Genomic DNA, 21443 nt, shown 5'->3' with positions numbered 1-21443 from the left:
ATTACAATTTCTTTAAAATCTTTTGTAAAACTAATTGTGCTGAATACGTTCTGTTATTCGCTTGCTGAATTACGATTGAATTCTCACTATCAATAACTTCATCAGTTACAATTACGTTACGACGTACAGGAAGACAATGCATGAATTTTCCGTTATTGGTCAATGCCATTTTTTCGGCTGTTACTGTCCAGTTTGGATCTATGTTGGTTACTTTTCCGTAATCGTTGAAGTTACTCCAGTTTTTTACGTAAACGAAATCGGCATTTTCGAACGCTTTATTTTGATCGTATTCGATTTTGCAATCTTTTGTGATTTCCGGGCTTAGTTCGTAACCTTCCGGATGTGTGATTACAAAATCCATGTCTTTTTGCATTTGCATCATTTCTACAAAGGAATTTGCCACTGCCTGAGGCAACGCTTTTGGATGTGGTGCCCAAGAAAGCACTACTTTTGGCTTGTGTTTCGTTTTGTACTCTTCCATTGTAATCGCATCTGCCAATGATTGCATTGGGTGACGAACGGCACTTTCCATGTTTACAATTGGCACTGTAGCATGTTTCAGAAATCCTGAAATTACCGTTTCGGCATAGTCTTTTTCTTTGTCTACTAAACCTGCAAAAGCACGAATGGCAATAATATCACAATATTGAGATACTACTTCTGCAGCTTCTTTGATGTGTTCTGAAGCGCCGGAGTCCATAATGGCTCCGTCTTCGAATTCTAATGTCCATCCCTCATTGGTGAAGTTCATCACCATAACATTCATCCCTAAGTTTATAGCCGCTTTTTGAGTACTCAAACGCGTTCTTAAACTAGGATTGAAAAATAACATTCCTAAGGTTTTGTTTTTACCTAAGGCTTGATTTTTAAGTGGGTTCTTTTTGATTTTTAACGCACTTTTTACCCATTTTGATAATGAGTCGATATCTTGTATTGAAATATAATTCATGTCTTTTTGTATTGTGTTATTTAGACGCGGATTAAACTGATTCGCTAAAGCGAAGACGCGGATAAAAACTGATTTTTTCTTTTTTTACTTTCTAATTTTTCTGTTATTTTCAAAAACTTTCCGTTTGAATTCCGGTTTCTTTCCAAAATTCAGGAGTAAACAGACCTCGCAATTTGTTCCTCTTAAATAATTTAAAATTTGGTTTTCGAATGCCGGAGCAATGCTATCAGCCACTTTTAATTCAAGAATAACTGAATTTTCAACAATTAAATCTGCATAATATTCTCCCACTTCAATTCCTTTATAATAAACTTCTATTTTTCTTTGAGCTTCAACATTTAAACCTTTACTTTTTAATTCCAAGTACAGGGAATTTAAATAAACCTTTTCTAAAAATCCATATCCTAATTCATTATAAACTTCATAAAAAGTTTTAATAATGACATCCGTTAACTCTTGATGCAATAATTTCATAATTTCAAAAATCTGAATGAAATACACTACATATTAATCAAGCACAAATATAAAAATCCGTTTTTATCCGCGTTTTCGCAAAGCGAATCCGCCTCATCCGCGTCATAATCAGACTATTTTTGTAAACGCAATTTCATTTTGCAATGCTTTTAAAATAAAATTATCATTTAATCCGTTGACAATCCAGGTTTCGATGTTGGCTGCTTTTGCAATTCCGGCAGCTTCTATTTTCGACTGCATTCCGCCTGTTCCGTGTGATGATTTTGAATCTCCAATTTCTTTTTCTAATACTTTTAGATCATTTACTACTCTAATCGTTTCAGGGTATTCATCATTGAAAGAATCTTTGGTATAAATTCCGTTTGTATTGGTCGCAATAATTAGAATATCAACTTTTAGCAGTACTGCTGTTAAAGCCGCTAATTTATCATTATCCCCAAACCGAATCTCATCTGTGGCAACGGTATCATTTTCATTTATAATCGGAATGTAATTGTTCTCAACCAACACATTAATCGTATTGACAATATTTACTTTCGACTGATCTTTTTCAAAATCTGAATATGAAAGCAGACATTGAGAAGTCAACAGGCCTAAGTCGCTGAAGTTTTCATGGAAGATCCTCATTAAATGTGGTTGTCCAATCGAAGCCAAAGCTTGTTTTAACGCAATTTCTTTGCCTTTACTTTCAAGTTTCACAAATTGCTTGGCGGCTGCGATTGCTCCTGAACTCACGATTACAAACTCGTAATCTTTGTTGAGAGCGGCGATCTGCATACCAATATCCTCGATCTTTCCCCGCGAAATATGATTGGTTTCTTTGGTTAAGGTATTACTTCCTATTTTTAATAAAATCCGCTTTTTTCCCATGTTGTTATTTTAACCCCGATGTTTTTTTAACCGCAAAGTGCGCAAGGTTTTTTTATATTGTTTGTGTTTACAAACTCTAAAGTTCGCAAAGCTTTGTCTTTAATAAATTCCAAAATTTAAATTCCAATAATCAGAAATCAGAAATCGTAAATCTATAATCTGAACTCTAAAATCACCTAATTTGCCCATCTCCGTAAACATACCATTTGTTTGTTACAAGATGCTGTAAACCAATTGGTCCGCGTTGATGTAATTTATCGGTGCTTATTGCTAATTCTCCGCCCAGACCAAATTGTCCTCCATCGGTAAAACGTGTCGATGCATTTTGATAAACGGCAGCAGTATCAACAGCATCCATAAATTTCTGTGCTGCTTTGTCGTCTCTGGTAATTATTACCGCTGAATGTCCTCCGCAATATTTGTTGATTTTATCAATTGCATATTCGTCAGAATCAATTGTTCCAATTACAATTTTATAATCCAAAAATTCTTCGTACCAGATATCTTCGCTTTGAAGTGTTTCTGTATCTTCAAAGTTTTTCAGAGATTCATCAACAATTACTTCTACATTATACTCTTTTAATTCTTCGATTAAAATTGCTGTAAAACCTTCAAAATTTGGTAATTTAGAATCTATTAAAACTTTATCAACTGCATTACAAGCTGAGATTTTAGATGTTTTCGCGTTCAAAATTACTTTTAAAGCCAAGTCTGTATCAGCATCTTTATGAACGTAAACAAAATTATTTCCGCGTCCGCTTACAATTACCGGGCAAGTCGCGTGTTGTTTGACAAACTCAATTAATTTTTCTCCTCCTCTTGGAACAATTAAATCTACTTTTTGAGTTGGTTTTTCTAAAAAAGCCTGCGTTTCTGCACGGGTATAATTCAAATACTCTACCCAGTCTTTCGAAACTGCATTTTCCTGTAAAGCCTCGTGCCATAAATCAACAATCTTTAAATTGGATCTCAAAGACTCTTTTCCTCCCTTTAATAAAATCTTATTTCCGGATTTAAAGGCAATTCCTCCCGCTTCGATTGTAACGTCTGGACGAGATTCATAGATAATTAAAATTGTACCAAAAGCTGCCGTTTTATTAATGACTTTTATTCCGTTATCATGAACAAAATGAAAACGCTCAACTCCAACAGGATCTTCCTGAGAAGCCAATTGTTTTAACGATAAAATCATCTCGTCGACTTTTTTATCATCTACTTTCAGGCGTTCTTCCATCGCTAAATCTGAGCCATCATAGGCTAGCAAATCCTCTTGATTGGTAAGAATAATTTGGCTCCGCTCCTGTTCTACCAGTTTTGCCATGGAGTGCAAAACCAGATTGCGTTTTTCTATTGATAATGGATTCATAATTTATAGTTGGTTGTTTTTTGGTTGCTTCTTTTTGATTGAAACTTATATATACCTAACAGGTTTTGAAAACCTGTTAGGATATTGAAATCTAATTCTGAAGCTCTTCTAAACTTTCTTTTAAAGCTACAATAAATGTATCGATATCAGCTTTTTTTACTGTAAGTGGTGGCAAAATTCTAATTAGATTTTTGTTATTGGCACTTCCTGTAAAAATATGTTTTTCGATGATTAGTTTTTTTCTTAAAGCTGCAACATCAAAATCAAATTCAATACCAAGCATTAAACCTTTTCCTTTTACTTGTTTGATTCCCGGAACTTGCTTTATTTGCTCTGAGAAATAGGCCGAAACTTCGTTTACATTATCTTGTAAGTTCAATTTCTCCATTACATCCAGAACTGCAATTCCTGCAGCACATGATAAATGGCTTCCGCCGAAAGTAGTTCCTAATAATCCGAAACTTGCTTCAAATTTTGGCGAAATTAAAATGGCTCCAACCGGAAAACCGTTCCCCATTCCTTTTGCAACTGAAATAATATCAGCGTTGATCCCGTGATGTTGAAACGCGAAAAACTTTCCGCTTCTTCCATATCCTGATTGTACTTCATCTAAAATCAAAACAACATTGTGTTTTTTACATGCTTTTTCCAATGCCTGAAAAAATTCTGTTGTTCCTTCATCTAAACCTCCAACTCCCTGAATTCCTTCGATAATTACTGCAGAAACATCTCCTTTAGCCAATTCAGCTTCAACTAATTCGATTTGGTTCAGCGGTAAAAAAGTAACTACTTGCTGTGCATTAATTGGCGCTACGATTTTCTTATTGTCTGTAACGGCAACAGCTGCAGAAGTTCTTCCGTGAAAAGAATTATGAAAAGCTATAACTCTTGATTTCCCGTTATGGAAAGAGGCTAATTTCAAAGCATTTTCGTTTGCTTCAGCTCCTGAACTGCATAAAAATAATTCGTAATCTTCTAATCCTGAAAGTTTCCCTAATTTCTGAGCTAATTCTACCTGCAAAGGGTTCTGAATTGCATTAGAATAAAATCCTAAATGATCCAATTGATTTTTCAATTTCGCCACATAATCAGGTTGTGTATGGCCAATCGAGATTACACCATGTCCGCTATATAAGTCTAAATATTCTACTCCGTTAATATCTGTAATTGTGCAGTCTAGTGCTTTTACAGGTGTGATATCATAAAGTGGGTATACGTTGAATAAATTCATTTTGTCTTTTGTTTATTTTGTTTCATGTTTAAAGTTTCAAGTTGTTTGTAGAACGTGAAACTGGAACTTGAAACTAGATTAAGCTTCAGTATTTATATGTCAAGTCCTTACAGAACTTGAAACTTTAAACCTGAAACAAATTTTTTCTAAAATCCGCTTGGTTTCAAATGTAAACCGGTGGTTTCTTCTAACCCGAACATTAAATTCATGTTTTGAATCGCTTGTCCTGAAGCACCTTTGGTTAAGTTGTCAATGATTGACGTGATTAAAATCCGGTTTCCTTTTTTCAATAAACTAATGATACATTTGTTGGTTTGAAGGACTTGTTTCATATTGATATTTGTCGTTGTAACAGTTACAAAAGGTTCATTTTTATAGAAATCTTTGTATTTGGTCACTAAATCTTCCAGGCTTTCGTAAGAATCTGTATATAAAGTCGCAAAAATTCCTCTTGTAAAATCGCCTCTATTCGGAACAAAAATTAATTCATCTGAATAATCAGCTTGCAATTGATTCACGCTTTGGTTGATTTCTCCCAAATGCTGGTGTTCAAAAGCTTTATAATGAGACATATTATTGTTTCTCCAACTAAAGTGAGAAGTTTCAGCAAGACTTACGCCCGCACCGGTGCTTCCGGTTGTTGCATTAATATGAACATCATTTTTAAGCAGATTGTTTTTTGCTAATGGCAATAAAGCCAATTGAATCGCAGTTGCAAAACAACCTGGATTTGCAATAAAATTTGCTTTTTTAATTTCAGCTTTATTCAATTCCGGTAATCCGTAAACAAATTCTTTTCCTTCGAAAACAGCGTCTTTTGTCAATCTGAAATCGTTTCCTAAATCGATGATTTTAGTATGGCTTGCGAATTTATTTTCTTCAAGAAACGAAATAGATTTTCCGTGACCAAGACATAAAAACACAACATTTACATTCGGATTCACCACATCAGTAAAGTTCATTTCGATATCTCCCATCAAATCGTGGTGCGCCACAGAAAGTGGTTTACCTGCATTGGTTGTACTGTAAACAAAATCGATGTTTACATTGGGATGATACATTAAAATTCTGATAAGTTCTCCGGCTGTATAGCCTGAACCACCAATTATTCCGATATTAATCATGATCTAAGTGGTTTACAGATGAAAATATGTTTTGGGCATTTCCTAGAATCTTAATAAATCCTTTTGCATCGTCTGATGTCCAGGCATTGTTCATTTCTCCGTATTGACCAAAACCTGTATTCATCAAATCATTATCAGATTCAATTCCGTCAAGCGAAAAATGATATGGTTTTAGCGAAACGGTTACAACACCATTCACAGTTTTTTGTGTGTCTTGCAAAAATGTTTCAATATTTCTCATTACAGGATCTAAAAACTGGCCTTCATGAAACAACATTCCGTACCAGTTTCCTAATTGTTCTTTCCAGTATTGTTGCCATTTACCAAGGGTATGTTTCTCTAATAAATGGTGTGCTTTTATAATAATTAATGGCGCAGCAGCTTCAAAACCAACTCTTCCTTTAATTCCAATAATAGTATCACCTACGTGAATATCTCTACCAATTGCGTATGCATTCGCCAGTTTTTCAAGAGCTACAATATTATTTGATGGTTTATCTGTTTTACCATTTACTCCAACCAATTCTCCTTGTTCAAAATGTAAAGTAACTTTCTCTTCTTCTTCTTTTTGCAATTGCGAAGGATATGCTTCACTTGGCAATGGTTTACTTGAGGTTAAAGTTTCTTTTCCTCCTACGCTTGTTCCCCAAAGTCCTTTATTGATCGAATATTGTGCTTTTTCCCAAGAATAATGAACTCCGTTTTGAGCCAAATAATCAACTTCTTCTTGTCTTGATAATTTAAGATCTCTAATTGGTGTAATAATTTCAATTTCCGGAGCGATGGTTTGAAAAATTAAATCAAAACGAATTTGATCATTTCCTGCACCTGTGCTTCCGTGTGCGATCGCGCTTGCTCCCACTTTTTTAGCATATTTAATGGCTTCAATAGCCTGAAAAACACGCTCTGCACTTACTGATAATGGATATGTATTGTTTTTTAATACGTTTCCAAATATCAAATATTTAATCGCTTTATCATAATATTTATCTACGATTGTCAGGTTAGCGTGTTGTGCACTCCCTAATTCGTAAGCTCTTTTTTCGATAGCAGATAATTCTTCTGCATCAAATCCTCCTGTATCTACAAGTACGGTGTGGACTTCGTATCCTTTTTCATTTTTTAAATATTTCAAACAATACGAGGTATCTAATCCTCCACTATAAGCTAATACAACTTTTTTCATTTTTTATAATTTAGGCTAATACTTTCGTATATAGCAAGTTTGAGATTTCTTTTTTGATTTAAATTCTTAAGATAAAAAGCCGAAAGACAATATTTTACTTAAGAATAAAGCTTGTTTTATTTTTTTTAATCTGCTTAAAACAGCTTCGTTAAAAGGATGTCTTGGCGGATCTTTTTGTTTTTCTTTTGGGTCATACAACATTCCGGTACAAAGACACATTTTGTTTTCTTTGCTTTTTAGAATTTCGTAATTCGTACAGGTTTTACAGCCTGACCAAAAACTTGGATCTGTTGTAAGTTCAGAAAATGGTACTGGTTTATATCCTAAATCAGAGTTGATTTTCATTACAGCCAAACCGGTTGTAATACCAAATATCTTAGCATCAGGGTATCTTTTTAGGGAATAATCAAAAACTTTTGATTTGATCTTTTTTGCCAAACCCAAACTTCTGTAATCCGGATGTACAATTAAACCGGAATGTGCCACGAATTTTCCGTGCTGCCAACTTTCGATATAACAAAAACCTGCAAATTTTCCATCTGCCAAAGCAATCATCGCATCACCGTTCGACATTTTTTTCTGAATGTATTCAGGAGTTCTTTTAGCAATCCCTGTACCTCTTAGCAAGGCAGATGATTCTATCGTATCGCAAATTTCCTGTGCGAATTTGAAGTGTTCTTCCTGAGTAACAACAATAGAGATTTTCATTTCAATAGTTGAAGTTAGAGTTAAAAATTAAAACGTATTGTTTAGTTTGAAATCCTGAAATCAATCCAACAAAAATAGACATAATAGAAATAACCTTCTCAAAATCAAAAACTTGATTTAAAAAATTCAAAATACTATATATACTTTTAGGATATGTTTGTCCAATGGACAAATTGTGTGATTTCAAAATGAAAAATGAATATAAATAAATACGCGGCGAAAAACTCTGTGAATACTATAGAGATAGTATCCGTACTTCGGGAGAAGTTACAGGTGAGTTTGTCCGTGACAAAGAAGTTATATGTAAACTTATTTTATTCATCGATGCAAAAGTACACTATTTTTTTATTTCCAAAACAAAAAATTAAAATTCTAACATTTTTTTAATGAAAAGTTAGATTTTCAAGGCGCTAAGATTCTAAAGGGCTATGGTTCTGAGTTTTTCTAAATTTGATAAACCTGAAACTTGAAACCTGAAACTCAAAAGCCAAACCAAAAGAAAACCCGATAGTGATTAACAACTATCGGGTTTTAAAAACTTTATTATTATACTTTTATTTTTTAGTAAAAGGAATTGTTTCGCCGTTACCTAAAATAATCATGTCAAAACCTGTTTTAGCTTCATTAAATTTAAATTTCAATCCTGCGCTTTTAGACTGAAAAGTATCTTTTTCGTTTTCTACAGGGCTTACAGTAAACTTAGGGAAGTTTGTAATTTCAACATTCAACGTACTGTTCTTTTCTGTAAAATCGATCTTTAAAGGCGCTCTTGAAGTAGAGTAATTTCCTAAATAACCGTCTAAAATTATATCTTTTTCTATTTTACCGTTTCCCGCTGTCCAAACATTGTTTGCTTCGTTATTATCCGGAAAAACATGATCAGGATCAAGAGTAACACTCTCTATCTCTTCAGTAGAATTATGTTTAAAAGACCATACGGTATTACGCTGCCAAACTTCTACAGGAAGGTTTACTCTTGTAACTTTTCCACTTTTTGTTTTAATATCCACAACAATTGGCATTGGCATTTTATCGAAATTTTCAACTGTAATTACAACTCCTTTTGACGGGTCATTTTTTACATACTTAATTGAATTAATCCCTTGATCAAAACGCCAGTTGTTTACGAACCAGCTTCTCCAGAACCAGCTTAAATCTTCACCCGCAACATTTTCCATTGATCTGAAAAAATCATCCGGCTGCGGATGTTTATAAGCCCAACGCTCAATATAGGTACGGAAAGCAGTATCAAAACGCTCTTTTCCTAATACTTGTTCCCTTAAAATAATCAAAGCTGAACTTGGCTTAAAATAACACAACATACCAATATTTGCTTCTTTCATGTTATCAGGAGAACTCATTACGGTTTCTAAATCAGTTCTTGTAAATGACTCAGCTCCTTTATGTAAATCTGTTGGCGCTTCTACATATTCTCCTTTATTAAATGCGGCTGTACTTAGTGAATTAATAAAAGTATTAAAACCTTCATCCATCCATCCAAACAATCTTTCGTTTGATCCTACAATCATAGGAAACCAGATATGTCCAAATTCATGATCCGTAACTCCCCATAAATCCTGTCCTTTAGATTCCCATCCACAAAAAACAATTCCCGGATATTCCATTCCGCCTTCATTTCCTGCAACGTTTGTAGCGGCCGGATAAGGATATTCGAACCATGTTTTAGAATAATGTTCTATAGCTGCTTTTACATATTCAGTAGAACGTCCGTAAGCACCTTGTCCGGCACTTTCTACCGGATAAGCAGATAAAGCCAATGCTTTTTTACCACTTGGCAAATTAATTTTTGCTCCGTCTAAGATAAAAGCCGGTGACGACGCCCACGAAAAATCACGTGCATTTTTTATCTGATAATGCCACGTTTTCTCGCCGGAAGCATTTGTATTTGCAGTTGCAGCAACTTCTTCAGCAGAACGAATCATAACTGTTTTATCGCTTAATGAAGCTTCTTTATAACGCTTAAATACATCTGCAGGCAATACTTCTGCACCATTTAGTAATTCACCTGACCCTACTACATAATGATTAGCAGGTACAGTAAGTTTTACATCAAAATTACCGTACTCCAGATAAAACTCAGAAGCACCTAAATACGGATGTGTATTCCAGCCTCTTACATCATCATACACACACATACGAGGATACCATTGCGCAATCGTGAAAATTTTACCATTTTTAGTTTCTAAAACTCCCATTCTGTCTGATCCTTCAAAAGGCGCCGTGAATGCAAATTCTATTTTAATTTTAACAGCAGCTCCTTTTGATGCCAATTCTTCCGGAAGAAATATTTGCATTCTGGTGTCTGTAATTACATATTTTGCCTCAGCTTCAGTTTTTTTCTTACCAACAGAAATTACTTTAACTGATTTTATTTTATTTCCACCATCAAAAAGCTGTCCTTGAGCACCGTTACGGCTACCCGTTAAAGGCACAACTGCGTTTCCTCTTGAATCTTCCTTGAATAAATTTTGATCTAAATTCAACCAAACAAATGACATTTTATCAGGACTATTATTAGTATAGGTAATTTCATCCGTACCAATAATTTCATTTGTGATCGCGTTCAATCTTGCCGTTATCTGATAATCAGCCCTGTTTTGCCAGTATTCAACTCCGGGCTGTCCACTTGCAGAACGGGTTGGAGTTCCATTTTTTGTATAAAAATGTGGTCCAAAGGCATCATGATAATTGTAATTATTAACAGGATTTACTGCTGTTGTCGGAGGCGTTTGTTGTGCCCAAACAGAAGAAATCCCAACAAACAAAGCCATGGTTAATAAGGCTTTTAAGGATTGTATTTTCATATTTTTTAGCTGTTTATCTAGCAAATTAATGAAAAAAAAAGCTATTTACAGAGAAAAGAAGAATCATAAATTGAATTTTAGCAAAATTTTATCAAAAAAATAATTTGGAGGTTTTTCTTAAAAAACTAAAATTTATAAAATATATTTACATCAGTATAAATTTTATTCATTTCAACCTTACTCATTTTGAATACAACTATTTCAAATTCAACACTAAGCGCCTCTATAAAACATTCAGGAGCTGAATTATTTTCATTAAAAAACAAGCAAAACAAAGAATATATATGGGAAGGGAATCCTGATTTTTGGGGAAAGCACTCTCCTGTCCTTTTTCCGATTGTAGGTACTTTAAAAAACAATACTTATACAATTAACGGAGAAGAATATCAATTACCAAGACATGGATTTGCTCGCGATATGGATTTTCAATTAGTAAAAAAGACTGATAACAGTGCTGTTTTTTCTTTACAATCTGATGTTGAAACTTTGAAAAAATATCCTTTTGAATTTGAATTACAACTTATTTACACTCTTGAAGAAGCGTCATTAAACATCGAATATAAAGTAATTAACAAAAGTAAAACTAAAATGCCTTTTTCAATTGGAGCTCATCCGGCAATAGCTTTACCAGAGAATTTCGAAAATTATGCTCTAGAATTTGAAAAAGAAGAAGTTTTAAAATATTATATTTTAGAGAATGATTTAATTTCAAATAAAACAGAAGTTTTAGAAACTACTGATAATCTGGTTCCTTTGAATTATAAATTATTCGAAAACGATGCATTGATTTTTAAATCTTTAGAATCAAATTCATTAACTATTCTTGAAAACTCCAAACCATATCTCAAATTTGATTTTAAAGATTTTCCAAGTTTGGGGATCTGGACAAAAGATCAAGCGCCATTTCTTTGTATTGAACCTTGGTTGGGCTATTCAGACACAGCCGAAAATTCTGGGGATTTATTTAAGAAGGAAGGGATTTTGGCTTTAGATGCTAATCAAACTTTTACTTCAAAGTTTAGTATAACACTATTATAATTTAAGAAAAATGTTAGAATTTAATTTCACCCCATTTCCCGAAATAGAAACAGAACGTTTGCTTTTAAGGAGAATAACAAACGATGATGTAAATGAAGTTTTCGAATTACGTTCGAATCCCGAAACCATGAAATATATTCCGCGACCATTGGCGAAAAATTCTGAGGATGCTCTTGAACACATTGCTATGATCGAAGATAAAATAGTAACAAACATAGGAATCAATTGGGGAATAACATTAAAAGGCAACCCTAAACTATTGGGTATTATAGGATATTACAGGATGCAGCCACAAAATTACCGTGCTGAAATTGGATATATCTTATTGCCGGAATTTCACGGTAAAGGAATTGTTCCAGAAGCCGTAAATCGATTAATTAGTTATGGCTTTAAAGATCTAAAACTACACTCTATCGAAGCCGTGATTGACCCCGGAAATTATGCTTCTGAAAAAGTGCTTCAAAAATGTGGTTTTGTTAAAGAAGCACATTTAAAAGAAAACGAATTTTATGAAGGCCGCTTTTTAGATTCCGTAATCTACTCATTACTAGAAGCTAATTAATCAATATTAATTATCATAAAAAAACATTCTTGTTAAATTAAAACATTTACATAATAGTAATTAATGGTTTGCGTTATATTTGCACGCGAAATAAGGTATAAAGCCTTATCTAAACCCCTACGAAAACTATTTTTATGAAAAAGTACTTAATTCTCATTGTCCTTTTCTTTTCGATTCAATCCCAAAGTCAAACTTTTATTAAATTTAATGCCGCAACAGCTTTAGTTGGTGTTCCAAATATTGGTATCGAAACCAGTATTGGAGAAAAATTAACTTTTAGTGTTGATGTAATGGCTTCTTTTTGGGAATCTTTTGATGGCCACAGTCCAATGAAATTTTATACATTAACACCGGAAGTTCGTTATCATTTTAAAGAAAAATATAACGGATTTTATGTTGGTGGTCATGCTGGTCCGGATGTTTATGAATTACAAAAATGGAATTACTGGGACAGTAACAAATATGAACATGGTTTTGGTTATCGTTTAGGTATTACAGCTGGATATAACATCAAATTAAACGACAAATTTTTACTAGATATATTTGCAGGAGCTGGTTGGCATCAAGGTTTTTATAAAGGATACTATAACGACGGAACTCCAGGCAGATACGAAAAAGCTCCAAACTGGAACAAAAGTGGTGAATGGCTTCCTTACCGTGGAGGTGTTATGATTTCTTATAAATTGTAATTATTCTGTAAATTTAGATAAAGATTTCAAATACAACTCTTCAACTTTTTTACGAGCCCAATCGGTTTTTCTTAAAAAAGTTAAACTTGATTTGACACTCGGATTTGTGGTAAAACATTTGACAGGTATTAATTCTGCCAATGTATCAAAACCATAATGATTCACTAGTGCTTCTACTATTTTTTGAAGTGTGATGCCGTGCAACGGATCTTTTGATTGATTTTGCATTTTATAAATTTAAAGATTATACAAAAAGACCGTACTCTAAAAAAGTTCGGTCTTTTTTTTGCAAAATTAGCAAATTGAAATCTAAATCAGCCTAGAACTATTTAGAATATAAATTTAAATCCAACCGCAAGTGGAGTTGTTAAATTTGAACCTCCTACTAAATAAGCAGAATCAACATTTGCCATATGTGCTAATCCAAAATTAGTAACAGTAGTTTTTTCACCACTTTTAGGGTCAATTGTAGTTGATGTAAAATTCGCTAAATCATAAGAAAACTCTACTGAGAAGTTTTTAGTGACGAAATAATCAAAACCTCCTGAGACAGACAAACCGAACTGGTTTATTTTTGTACCACTTTCTTTTTCTTTACCTGCAATAATTGGAAGAGCTGCTTGTCCAAAGAAATAAAGAGAACCTGCAACATTCCAATACTTTCTTGCCAAGGGCTGAATTACAAATAAATCTGTTTTTGTTGCTGCGACTCCTACACTTGCATCTGATTTCATATTAATATAACCCAGTCCCGCTCCAACAGCTACAGATGGCGTGATGAATGTTCCTACAATTGGTATTACTGATAAATTTGTATTTTTATTATCCCCGGTTTTAGTTTGCTGGTAACCAAATTGTGACGTTACAAACCAAGCTCCTTTTAAACCCTGACTAGCATCTTGTGCTTTTACAGTTAGACTAATTAATGCAATAGTAGCGAATGTTAAAATTTTTTTCATTTTTGAATTTATTTATAAATTATTTAACAAACTTACTAGCAAGTTTATCTTTCAAAAATGATTAAAATCATAGATTAAAAAAAATCTTTAATTATCTTTGATTGCTTCAAAGTTTTTCAATTTTGTTTACATTTGCATCTATGTTAAAAACAGTCAATATACTTAATAAAAGAGCTCGATTTGATTATGAGATAATCGATACTTATACTGCCGGAATTGTTTTATCCGGTACAGAAATCAAATCTATCCGATTAGGAAAAGCCAATATTACCGAAAGTTTTTGTGAATTTAGCAATCTCGAACTTTTTGCTATTAATACTTATATAGAAGAATACACATTTGGAAATCAATTCAATCACAAATCAAGAAGTGAAAGAAAATTGCTTTTGAATAAAAAGGAATTGAAAAGTCTTCACAAAAGTGTTCAGGCAAAAGGACTTACAATTGTACCTTTAAAATTGTTTACCAATGAAAAAGGGCTTGCAAAACTACAAATCGGACTTTGTAAAGGAAAGAAAAACTACGACAAGCGTGAATCTCTTAAAGAACAGGACACAAAACGTGATCTAGACCGAATAAAAAAAGCCTACAATTAAAGTTATTTTTTATCGCAAGAAGCATTTGTTAATATTTTATACGTATTTTTATTACAATATTTAAAAATTTGTAATATGAAGAAATGCTTAACTTTATTTATCGTCGCTTTGGTACTTGCAAGCTGTGGCAGCAATACTGCAATAGTTAATAGTTGGAGAGATCCAAAAATAACAGTCGCCCAGGAAAATTTCAAAAAAGTTTTAGTTGTTGCGCTATTAAAAGACGAAGCATCCAGAAGAGTCACCGAAAACAGAATTGCAGCCAGCAATCCAATCTTCAAAACCTCTTATGAATACTTAAACGAAACAACTAAAAATCTTACACAGGAACAAAAATTAAAAATATTACAAGATGAAGATTTTGATGGCGTAATTACATTACGTCTGGTAAGTGCAGAAAAAGAAACTACCTATGTTCCTGGAAGTTATACAGGTATGTATTACGGTGGTTTCGATGGTCTATACAGCGGTGTTTACGGATATGGTTTTGGAAACTGGTACGGAATGTACTCTCCTTACTTCTACGATCCGGGATATTATCAGGAAACAACTTCTTATATGGTAGAAACAAACGTTTTTTCATTAAAAGAAAATAAACTAATCTGGACAGGAACTACAAAATCCGATTATGTGACGGATTTAGGATCAACTGTAGACGCAATCATGCAAGCAGTTGTCGATGAAATGAGAAAAGACGGATCGCTTCCTCCAAAAAGTAAAATATAATTTTGTAAAGGCAATATTGTGGAATATTGCTTTTTTATTCCGGTAAAAATGACTAAATTAGTCAAGACAATTTAAATCATTAGAATAAATGAAAACACTTCTTAAAAATGCAAGAGAGCAAAAAGGATTAAAAACTCGTGAAGTGGCACAAATTCTTGGTATAGATCAAGCTTTAATAAGCAAATTCGAATCAGGAACAAGAAGACCAACTAAAGACCAGATTTCGAAACTTTCTCAACTTTTAGAGATAGATTACGAAACCTTAATGATTGCATGGCTTAAAGAAAAAATACTATACGAAATTGGAGATGATGAATTTGCCTTAAAAGCCTTAATGGTAGCAGAGCAGGAAATCAAATACAACAAAACGGTATCAAAATTAAAAATTTCTAAAACTCTAGAAAATCTTCTTAAAGAGATTGATCTTCTAAAAGCAAAATTAGACAGTTATCGTCAATATGACAGCTATAGAATTACTCAGGCCTTAGAATTAGAATATACTTTTGAAAGTAATCGAATTGAAGGAAACACTATGACACTTCGTGAAACAGATATGGTGATCAACGAAGGTTTGACTATTTCCGGAAAAAGTATGCGTGAGCATTTAGAAGCGATTAATCATCAGGAAGCTATTGGTTTTATTAAAAATTTAATGCAAAGAAACGTTTCTTTAAACGAACGCGATCTTTTGTCTATTCATAATTTAATTCTACGAGGTATAATTCCTGAAGATGCAGGTCGTTACCGAAAAGTACAAGTAATGATAAAAGGAAGTACTCACATGCCACCACAACCTTTTATGGTTGCCAAAGAAATGGAAGATTATTTTATTTGGTACGAAATCAATAAAAACAAGTTACATCCCGTTGTTTTGGCTGCTGAAATGCACGAAAGACTAGTAACAATTCACCCTTTTATTGATGGAAATGGCCGTACTTCCCGTTTGATAATGAATTTAATTTTATTGCAAAAGGGCTATATAATTGCCAACATAAAAGGAGATTATGACAGTCGTATGCAATACTATCAAACTCTAGAAACCGCCCAGACAAAAAATAATAAAGAAGATTTTTTACTCTTTGTTGCTCGAATTGAAAAAGAAGACCTGGAACGACATATTGGTATTATCGCTCAATAAAATAAAACACGAATTCCACAAATTAGCACAAATTAACAATCAATTACGTTTGTGAAATTAATTTCTAAAAATAATTAGTTCTAATTTGCGAAATCCGTGTTTGAAATTTATAGCTACTTTTTAATTTTTATCTTCTAGTAAAGGAACAAATCGAAATTCTCCAAATTCATGTTTCTCAAATTGCGTTTCATTTTTACGAATCAATAATGTCATAATCTGAACATCTTCTCCTAAAGGTATAACGAGCCTTCCTCCTATTTTTAGCTGTGCCATTAAAGGCTGAGGAATAAATGGAGCTCCCGCTGTAACAATAATACTATCAAATGGTGCGTAACTTGGCAACCCTTTGTAGCCATCACCAAACGACAAATGCTTGGGACGAATATTTAGTTTCGGAAATAAATTCGAAGTTGTCTTAAACAATTCATTTTGCCTTTCGACACTAAAAACTTTTGCGCCCAGCATACATAAAACGGCAGTTTGGTAACCTGAACCAGTACCAATTTCGAGAATTTTATGCTCTTTTTTAACTTCTAATAATTGGGATTGAAAAGCAACGGTGTACGGCTGTGATATTGTTTGACCGGCTCCTATAGGAAAAGCCTTATCCTGATAAGCATAATCTTCAAAACTTGAATTTAAAAAAAGGTGTCTTGGGATTTTTTTTATCGCATCCAAAACTGCTCTGTCGGTAATTCCTTTTTGTTCTAAAGTGCTTACTAATTGATTACGTAGTCCTTGATGTTTGGCAGTGTCTTTCAAAATGGGTAGATTTTATTTTGGCAAAAATAAGAAAGTAAATAGGAAATCAAATATTGATTTTTAATTATTAAATCGCTAAATCTTTACTGCATTCACTTTTACTTTCAACAAATAAATTATATTTTTGTTTAAAATACATTCTCATGTTAAAAGTAGGAGTTTTAGGTGCTGGTCATCTTGGTAAAATACATTTACGTTTATTACAACAATCTGACAAATACGAATTAGTTGGATTTTACGACGAAAATCAAGAAAATGCCGAAAGAATTTCAAAAGAGTTTGGTTATAAAAACTTCAGCACTATTGCAAAATTAATCCATGCTGTGGATGTCATTGATATTGTAACACCAACACTTTCTCACTATAAATGTGCTAAGGTAGCCATTAAATCCGGAAAACATATCTTTATAGAAAAACCAATTGCCAATACCGTTGATGAAGCTGAAGAAATTATTGCTTTAGCCAATGAATATAACGTAAAAGGTCAGGTGGGTCATGTTGAACGCTTTAACCCTGCGTTTATTGCTACAAAAAACATGATCGAAAACCCAATGTTTATAGAAACACATCGTTTGGCCGAGTTTAATCCGCGTGGAACTGATGTTCCTGTAGTGTTGGATTTAATGATTCATGATATTGATGCTATATTAAGCGTTGTGCATTCTAAAGTAAAAGATATTCATGCCAGCGGAGTTTCTGTAATTAGCGACACTCCGGATATTGCTAATGCAAGAATCGAATTCGAAAATGGATGTGTAGCAAATCTAACAGCAAGCAGAATTTCGATGAAGAACATGCGTAAAACGCGCTTCTTTCAAAAAGACGCTTATATTTCGGTAGATTTTCTGGAAAAAAAATGTGAAGTAGTCCGCATGAAGGATGCTCCTGAAATTCCGGGCGATTTTGATATGATTCTTCAAAATGCAGAAGGTGTAAAAAAACAAATCTATTTTACTAATCCTGATGTGGAGCAAAATAATGCCATTCTGGACGAATTAGACTCATTTGCAAATGCCATCACAACAGATACTACTCCCGTTGTGACGCTTGAACAAGCTACAGATGCTTTGAGAGTGGCATATCAAATCATTGATTGTTTCGACAAATAAATAAAAAAAATAAACTCATTATTTTTAAGGTTTAAAGCGCACTTCAAAGGAGCTTTAAACCTTAACTTTTAAAATTCAAATACCAAATTAAATGAAAACTATAGCTGTAATTGGTGCAGGAACGATGGGTAATGGAATTGCCCATACTTTTGCGCAAAGTGGTTTTGTTGTAAAACTAATTGATGTTTCTGAGAAATCTTTAGACAAAGGAATGGCGACTATAGCTGCTAACTTAGATCGAATGTTAGCAAAAGGAACCATAACTCAAGAAGATGTAGCAAAAACTATTACTAATATTATTACGTATACTGATATTAAAGATGGTGTTGTTGGTGTTGATTTAGTTGTTGAGGCTGCTACAGAAAATGTAGAACTAAAGCTTAATATTTTTAAACAATTAAATGAAGCTTGTTCTCATAATACCATTTTGGCAACCAATACATCTTCTATATCAATTACCCAAATTGGAGCTGTAGTTGCGCATCCTGAACGTGTTATAGGAATGCATTTTATGAATCCGGTGCCAATCATGAAATTGGTCGAAATCATTCGCGGTTACAATACAAGCGATGAAGTCACTAAGATCATCATGGATTTATCTGAAAAATTAGGAAAAACTCCTGTTGAAGTAAATGATTATCCAGGTTTTGTAGCAAACAGAATTTTGATGCCTATGCTAAATGAAGCAATCGAAACGTTATATAATAAAGTAGCCGGTGTTTATGAAATTGACACAGTAATGAAATTAGGAATGGGACATCCAATGGGACCGCTTCAATTAGCTGATTTTATTGGACTTGATGTTTGTCTTGCTATTCTGAATGTTATGTACGAAGGTTTTAAAAACCCCAAATATGCTCCTTGCCCACTATTGGTGAATATGGTTAGAGCAGGAAAATTGGGAGTGAAATCCGGTGAAGGATTTTATGATTACAGTGAAAGTAAAAAAGCAGAGAAAATTTCTAAGCAATTTATCCTTTCGTAAAAAAAAGAAATGCCATGTCGATACAATCGAATTTAAATGCTATCAAAACAACCTTACCTGAACATGTAACTCTCGTTGCTGTTTCTAAAACAAAACCTGTTTCTGATTTAATGGAGGCTTACGAAGCTGGTCAGCGTATTTTTGGAGAAAATAAAATCCAGGAGATGACTGATAAGTACGAAGAAATGCCAAAAGACATTCAATGGCATATGATTGGTCACGTGCAGACGAATAAAGTCAAATTTATGGCGCCATTTGTGAATTTAATTCACGGAGTTGACAGCTTGAAATTATTACAGGAAATTAACAAACAAGCTTTAAAAAACAATAGAATTATTGATTGTTTACTTCAGATACATATTGCAGAAGAGGAAACAAAATTTGGTTTAGATGAAAACGAATTAAATGAATTAATATCTTCGTCAGAGTTCGAAAAAATGAAAAACATTCGTATCTTAGGTTTAATGGGAATGGCAACATTTACAGAAAATCAAAATCAGATAAAAAAAGAATTCACACATTTAAAGTCTATTTTTGATTCCATACAACAACGCAAAGACGCACAGCAGTGCGCCTCTACAATGAATAATTTTTCAACAATATCTATGGGAATGTCCGGCGATTATCAACTTGCCATAGAATGCGGAAGCACAATGGTAAGAATTGGAAGCAGCATTTTTGGAGGTCGTTAAAATCTGATTCTAGATTTTAGATTGAGGATTGTAGAGTTTAAACTGATTACTAAATACTGATACTGAATACTGAATTTGTACGCAATACTAGACATAGAAACTACTGGAGGCCAGTTTAACGAAGAAGGAATTACTGAAATCGCCATTTATAAATTTGATGGCCATGAAGTAATTGACCAGTTCATTAGCCTTGTTAATCCTGAAATTCCGATTCAGCCCTTTGTGGTGAAATTAACCGGTATCAATAATGCTATGTTGCGTTCTGCTCCAAAGTTTTTTGAAGTAGCAAAACGAATCATCGAAATCACTTCTGATTGTATCATTGTAGCACATAATGCCTCATTTGATTACCGAATTCTTCGTACCGAATTCAGACGTTTAGGTTACGATTTCGAAGCCAGAACACTTTGTACCGTCGAATTGGCAAAAAAACTAATTCCGGAACAACCTTCATATAGTTTAGGAAAATTGGTTCGTGCACTTGGAATCCCAATGGCAGACAGACATCGTGCCAGCGGAGATGCGATGGCAACGACCAAGTTATTCAAAATGCTTCTTGAAAAAGATTTAGAAAAAACCATCGTAAAAGATTTTATAAAATTAGAAGTAGAAAAAGGTATTGCGCCAAAATTTTTGGATCTTTTATCTCAAATGCCCGCAAAAACTGGTGTCTACTACATTTACAATGAAGGTGGAACTCTAATTTATATCGGTAAAAGTCAAAATATAAAAAAAAGAGTCAATCAGCATTTTACCGGAATTACAACCAAAAGCAAAAAAATCCAAGCCGAAGTTTTTACTATAACTCATGATGAAACAGGCAGTGAATTAATTGCGTTGTTGAAAGAAAGTCAGGAAATAAAAATAAACCGACCAAGATATAATCGCTCCGGAAGAAAAACTATTTTTCAATATGCGTTATATGCTGAGAAAGATACTGATGGATACATCAACCTAAAGCTTGAAAAAGCAGATGGCCGTAAAAAAGAAATTACATCTTTTGCTACTTTACAAGAAGGCAAAAATGCTCTTTTCAAATTTACTGCAAAATATCATTTGTGTCAAAAGTTGACTGGATTGTATCAAACAAAGAAAGAATGTTTTCAATATAAAATAAAAGAATGCGACGGCGCTTGTATTGGCGAAATCACTCCAGAAGTGTACAATGCCAGAGTACAACAATTTATAAGCGAAAATAGTTTTGATAATAAAAGCATGATTCTGATTGACAGAGGAAGAAATGTAAACGAACGAAGCGCAATATTAATCGAAAACGGAATTTATAAAGGTTATGCTTTTTATGATTTAAATTATCAAATTACCAATATTGATATTTTTAAAAATATCTTGATACCAATGGAACACAACCGTGATGTAAAAAACATTATTCAAAATTACATCCGCAAAAGTAAATCGCTTAAAATACTTCATTTTTAACAATCCAAAACTTTCAT

At 33.3% G+C, this 21443-nt stretch carries 22 protein-coding genes; 10 read left to right on the top strand and 12 right to left on the bottom strand.

Annotated elements, in window-relative coordinates; genetic code table 11:
* Position 1: 1 nt before the first annotated feature.
* The 9 genes from QLQ94_RS14295 to QLQ94_RS14255 form a co-directional block, all read right to left on the bottom strand.
* Positions 2 to 949, bottom strand: a complete 948-nt coding sequence (locus QLQ94_RS14295) for an N-acetylornithine carbamoyltransferase (RefSeq protein ID WP_271337189.1) — start codon at positions 947 to 949, stop codon at positions 2 to 4.
* Positions 950 to 1033: 84 nt separating this feature from the next.
* Positions 1034 to 1423, bottom strand: a complete 390-nt coding sequence (locus QLQ94_RS14290) for a GxxExxY protein (protein ID WP_482497559.1) — start codon at positions 1421 to 1423, stop codon at positions 1034 to 1036.
* 108 nt (positions 1424 to 1531) lie between these two features.
* Positions 1532 to 2293 (bottom strand): glutamate 5-kinase, encoded by a 762-nt coding sequence (gene proB, locus QLQ94_RS14285; protein ID WP_271337187.1) that lies wholly within the window; start codon positions 2291 to 2293, stop codon positions 1532 to 1534.
* A gap of 172 nt (positions 2294 to 2465) precedes the next feature.
* On the bottom strand, positions 2466 to 3659 hold the full coding sequence (locus tag QLQ94_RS14280; RefSeq protein WP_271337186.1) for a glutamate-5-semialdehyde dehydrogenase: 1194 nt from the start codon (positions 3657 to 3659) through the stop codon (positions 2466 to 2468).
* Positions 3660 to 3750: 91 nt separating this feature from the next.
* Entirely contained in the window at positions 3751 to 4890 is a 1140-nt protein-coding gene (locus QLQ94_RS14275; protein ID WP_271337185.1) for an aspartate aminotransferase family protein, read from the bottom strand.
* Positions 4891 to 5036: 146 nt separating this feature from the next.
* Complete coding sequence (gene argC / locus QLQ94_RS14270; RefSeq protein WP_482497557.1) at positions 5037 to 6014, bottom strand: N-acetyl-gamma-glutamyl-phosphate reductase; 978 nt, start codon at positions 6012 to 6014, stop codon at positions 5037 to 5039.
* Entirely contained in the window at positions 6007 to 7200 is a 1194-nt protein-coding gene (locus QLQ94_RS14265) for an argininosuccinate synthase (protein ID WP_271337183.1), read from the bottom strand. Before QLQ94_RS14265 ends, argC begins: the two co-directional genes overlap by 8 nt.
* Before the next feature lie 66 nt (positions 7201 to 7266).
* The gene (locus tag QLQ94_RS14260) at positions 7267 to 7908 is read right to left on the bottom strand and encodes a GNAT family N-acetyltransferase (RefSeq protein WP_072963976.1); all 642 of its coding nucleotides are present in this window, start codon (positions 7906 to 7908) and stop codon (positions 7267 to 7269) included.
* 554 nt (positions 7909 to 8462) lie between these two features.
* Positions 8463 to 10733: a M1 family metallopeptidase gene (locus tag QLQ94_RS14255; RefSeq protein WP_482497554.1), complete on the bottom strand. Its 2271-nt coding sequence runs from the start codon at positions 10731 to 10733 to the stop codon at positions 8463 to 8465.
* Between the two features lie 186 nt (positions 10734 to 10919).
* Here QLQ94_RS14255 and QLQ94_RS14250 point away from each other — a divergent pair, with 186 nt between their 5' ends.
* The 3 genes from QLQ94_RS14250 to QLQ94_RS14240 all read left to right on the top strand — a co-directional run bounded on the left by QLQ94_RS14250 (position 10920) and on the right by QLQ94_RS14240 (position 13022).
* The gene (locus QLQ94_RS14250; RefSeq protein WP_482497552.1) at positions 10920 to 11771 is read left to right on the top strand and encodes an aldose 1-epimerase family protein; all 852 of its coding nucleotides are present in this window, start codon (positions 10920 to 10922) and stop codon (positions 11769 to 11771) included.
* 10 nt (positions 11772 to 11781) lie between these two features.
* Positions 11782 to 12333 carry a GNAT family N-acetyltransferase gene (locus QLQ94_RS14245; protein WP_271337180.1) on the top strand — a complete coding sequence of 184 codons (552 nt, stop codon included), beginning with the start codon at positions 11782 to 11784 and terminating at the stop codon, positions 12331 to 12333.
* A 134-nt stretch (positions 12334 to 12467) separates the two neighbouring features.
* Positions 12468 to 13022, top strand: a complete 555-nt coding sequence (locus QLQ94_RS14240; RefSeq protein WP_271337179.1) for a DUF3575 domain-containing protein — start codon at positions 12468 to 12470, stop codon at positions 13020 to 13022.
* Here QLQ94_RS14240 and QLQ94_RS14235 read toward each other — a convergent pair whose 3' ends face one another.
* A complete protein-coding gene (locus QLQ94_RS14235) occupies positions 13023 to 13250 on the bottom strand; it encodes a VF530 family protein (RefSeq protein ID WP_271337178.1) in 228 nt (75 codons plus the stop codon).
* A gap of 101 nt (positions 13251 to 13351) precedes the next feature.
* The gene (locus tag QLQ94_RS14230) at positions 13352 to 13981 is read right to left on the bottom strand and encodes an outer membrane beta-barrel protein (protein WP_271337177.1); all 630 of its coding nucleotides are present in this window, start codon (positions 13979 to 13981) and stop codon (positions 13352 to 13354) included.
* Between the two features lie 140 nt (positions 13982 to 14121).
* Here QLQ94_RS14230 and smpB point away from each other — a divergent pair, with 140 nt between their 5' ends.
* From smpB to QLQ94_RS14215, 3 genes are all read left to right on the top strand, one after another.
* Positions 14122 to 14577, top strand: a complete 456-nt coding sequence (gene smpB / locus QLQ94_RS14225) for an SsrA-binding protein SmpB (RefSeq protein WP_042564375.1) — start codon at positions 14122 to 14124, stop codon at positions 14575 to 14577.
* A gap of 75 nt (positions 14578 to 14652) precedes the next feature.
* The gene (locus QLQ94_RS14220; RefSeq protein ID WP_271337176.1) at positions 14653 to 15303 is read left to right on the top strand and encodes a DUF4136 domain-containing protein; all 651 of its coding nucleotides are present in this window, start codon (positions 14653 to 14655) and stop codon (positions 15301 to 15303) included.
* Between the two features lie 88 nt (positions 15304 to 15391).
* Entirely contained in the window at positions 15392 to 16441 is a 1050-nt protein-coding gene (locus QLQ94_RS14215) for a Fic family protein (protein ID WP_271337175.1), read from the top strand.
* 120 nt (positions 16442 to 16561) lie between these two features.
* Here the strand turns inward: QLQ94_RS14215 and QLQ94_RS14210 are convergent, their stop codons facing one another.
* A complete protein-coding gene (locus QLQ94_RS14210) occupies positions 16562 to 17203 on the bottom strand; it encodes a protein-L-isoaspartate(D-aspartate) O-methyltransferase (RefSeq protein ID WP_041518722.1) in 642 nt (213 codons plus the stop codon).
* A gap of 143 nt (positions 17204 to 17346) precedes the next feature.
* Between QLQ94_RS14210 and QLQ94_RS14205 the strand changes: the two genes are divergently transcribed.
* The 4 genes from QLQ94_RS14205 to QLQ94_RS14190 all read left to right on the top strand — a co-directional run bounded on the left by QLQ94_RS14205 (position 17347) and on the right by QLQ94_RS14190 (position 21426).
* A complete protein-coding gene (locus tag QLQ94_RS14205; RefSeq protein ID WP_271337174.1) occupies positions 17347 to 18312 on the top strand; it encodes a Gfo/Idh/MocA family protein in 966 nt (321 codons plus the stop codon).
* Positions 18313 to 18403: 91 nt separating this feature from the next.
* Complete coding sequence (locus QLQ94_RS14200; RefSeq protein WP_007809858.1) at positions 18404 to 19297, top strand: 3-hydroxyacyl-CoA dehydrogenase family protein; 894 nt, start codon at positions 18404 to 18406, stop codon at positions 19295 to 19297.
* 14 nt (positions 19298 to 19311) lie between these two features.
* Positions 19312 to 19989: a YggS family pyridoxal phosphate-dependent enzyme gene (locus tag QLQ94_RS14195; RefSeq protein ID WP_271337173.1), complete on the top strand. Its 678-nt coding sequence runs from the start codon at positions 19312 to 19314 to the stop codon at positions 19987 to 19989.
* Between the two features lie 75 nt (positions 19990 to 20064).
* Positions 20065 to 21426, top strand: a complete 1362-nt coding sequence (locus QLQ94_RS14190; protein WP_427402274.1) for an exonuclease domain-containing protein — start codon at positions 20065 to 20067, stop codon at positions 21424 to 21426.
* The last annotated feature ends 17 nt before the right edge of the window (positions 21427 to 21443 follow it).

The sequence above is a fragment of the Flavobacterium sp. B114r genome (assembly GCF_056824125.1).
This window is presented reverse-complemented; position numbering and strand designations above follow the sequence as displayed.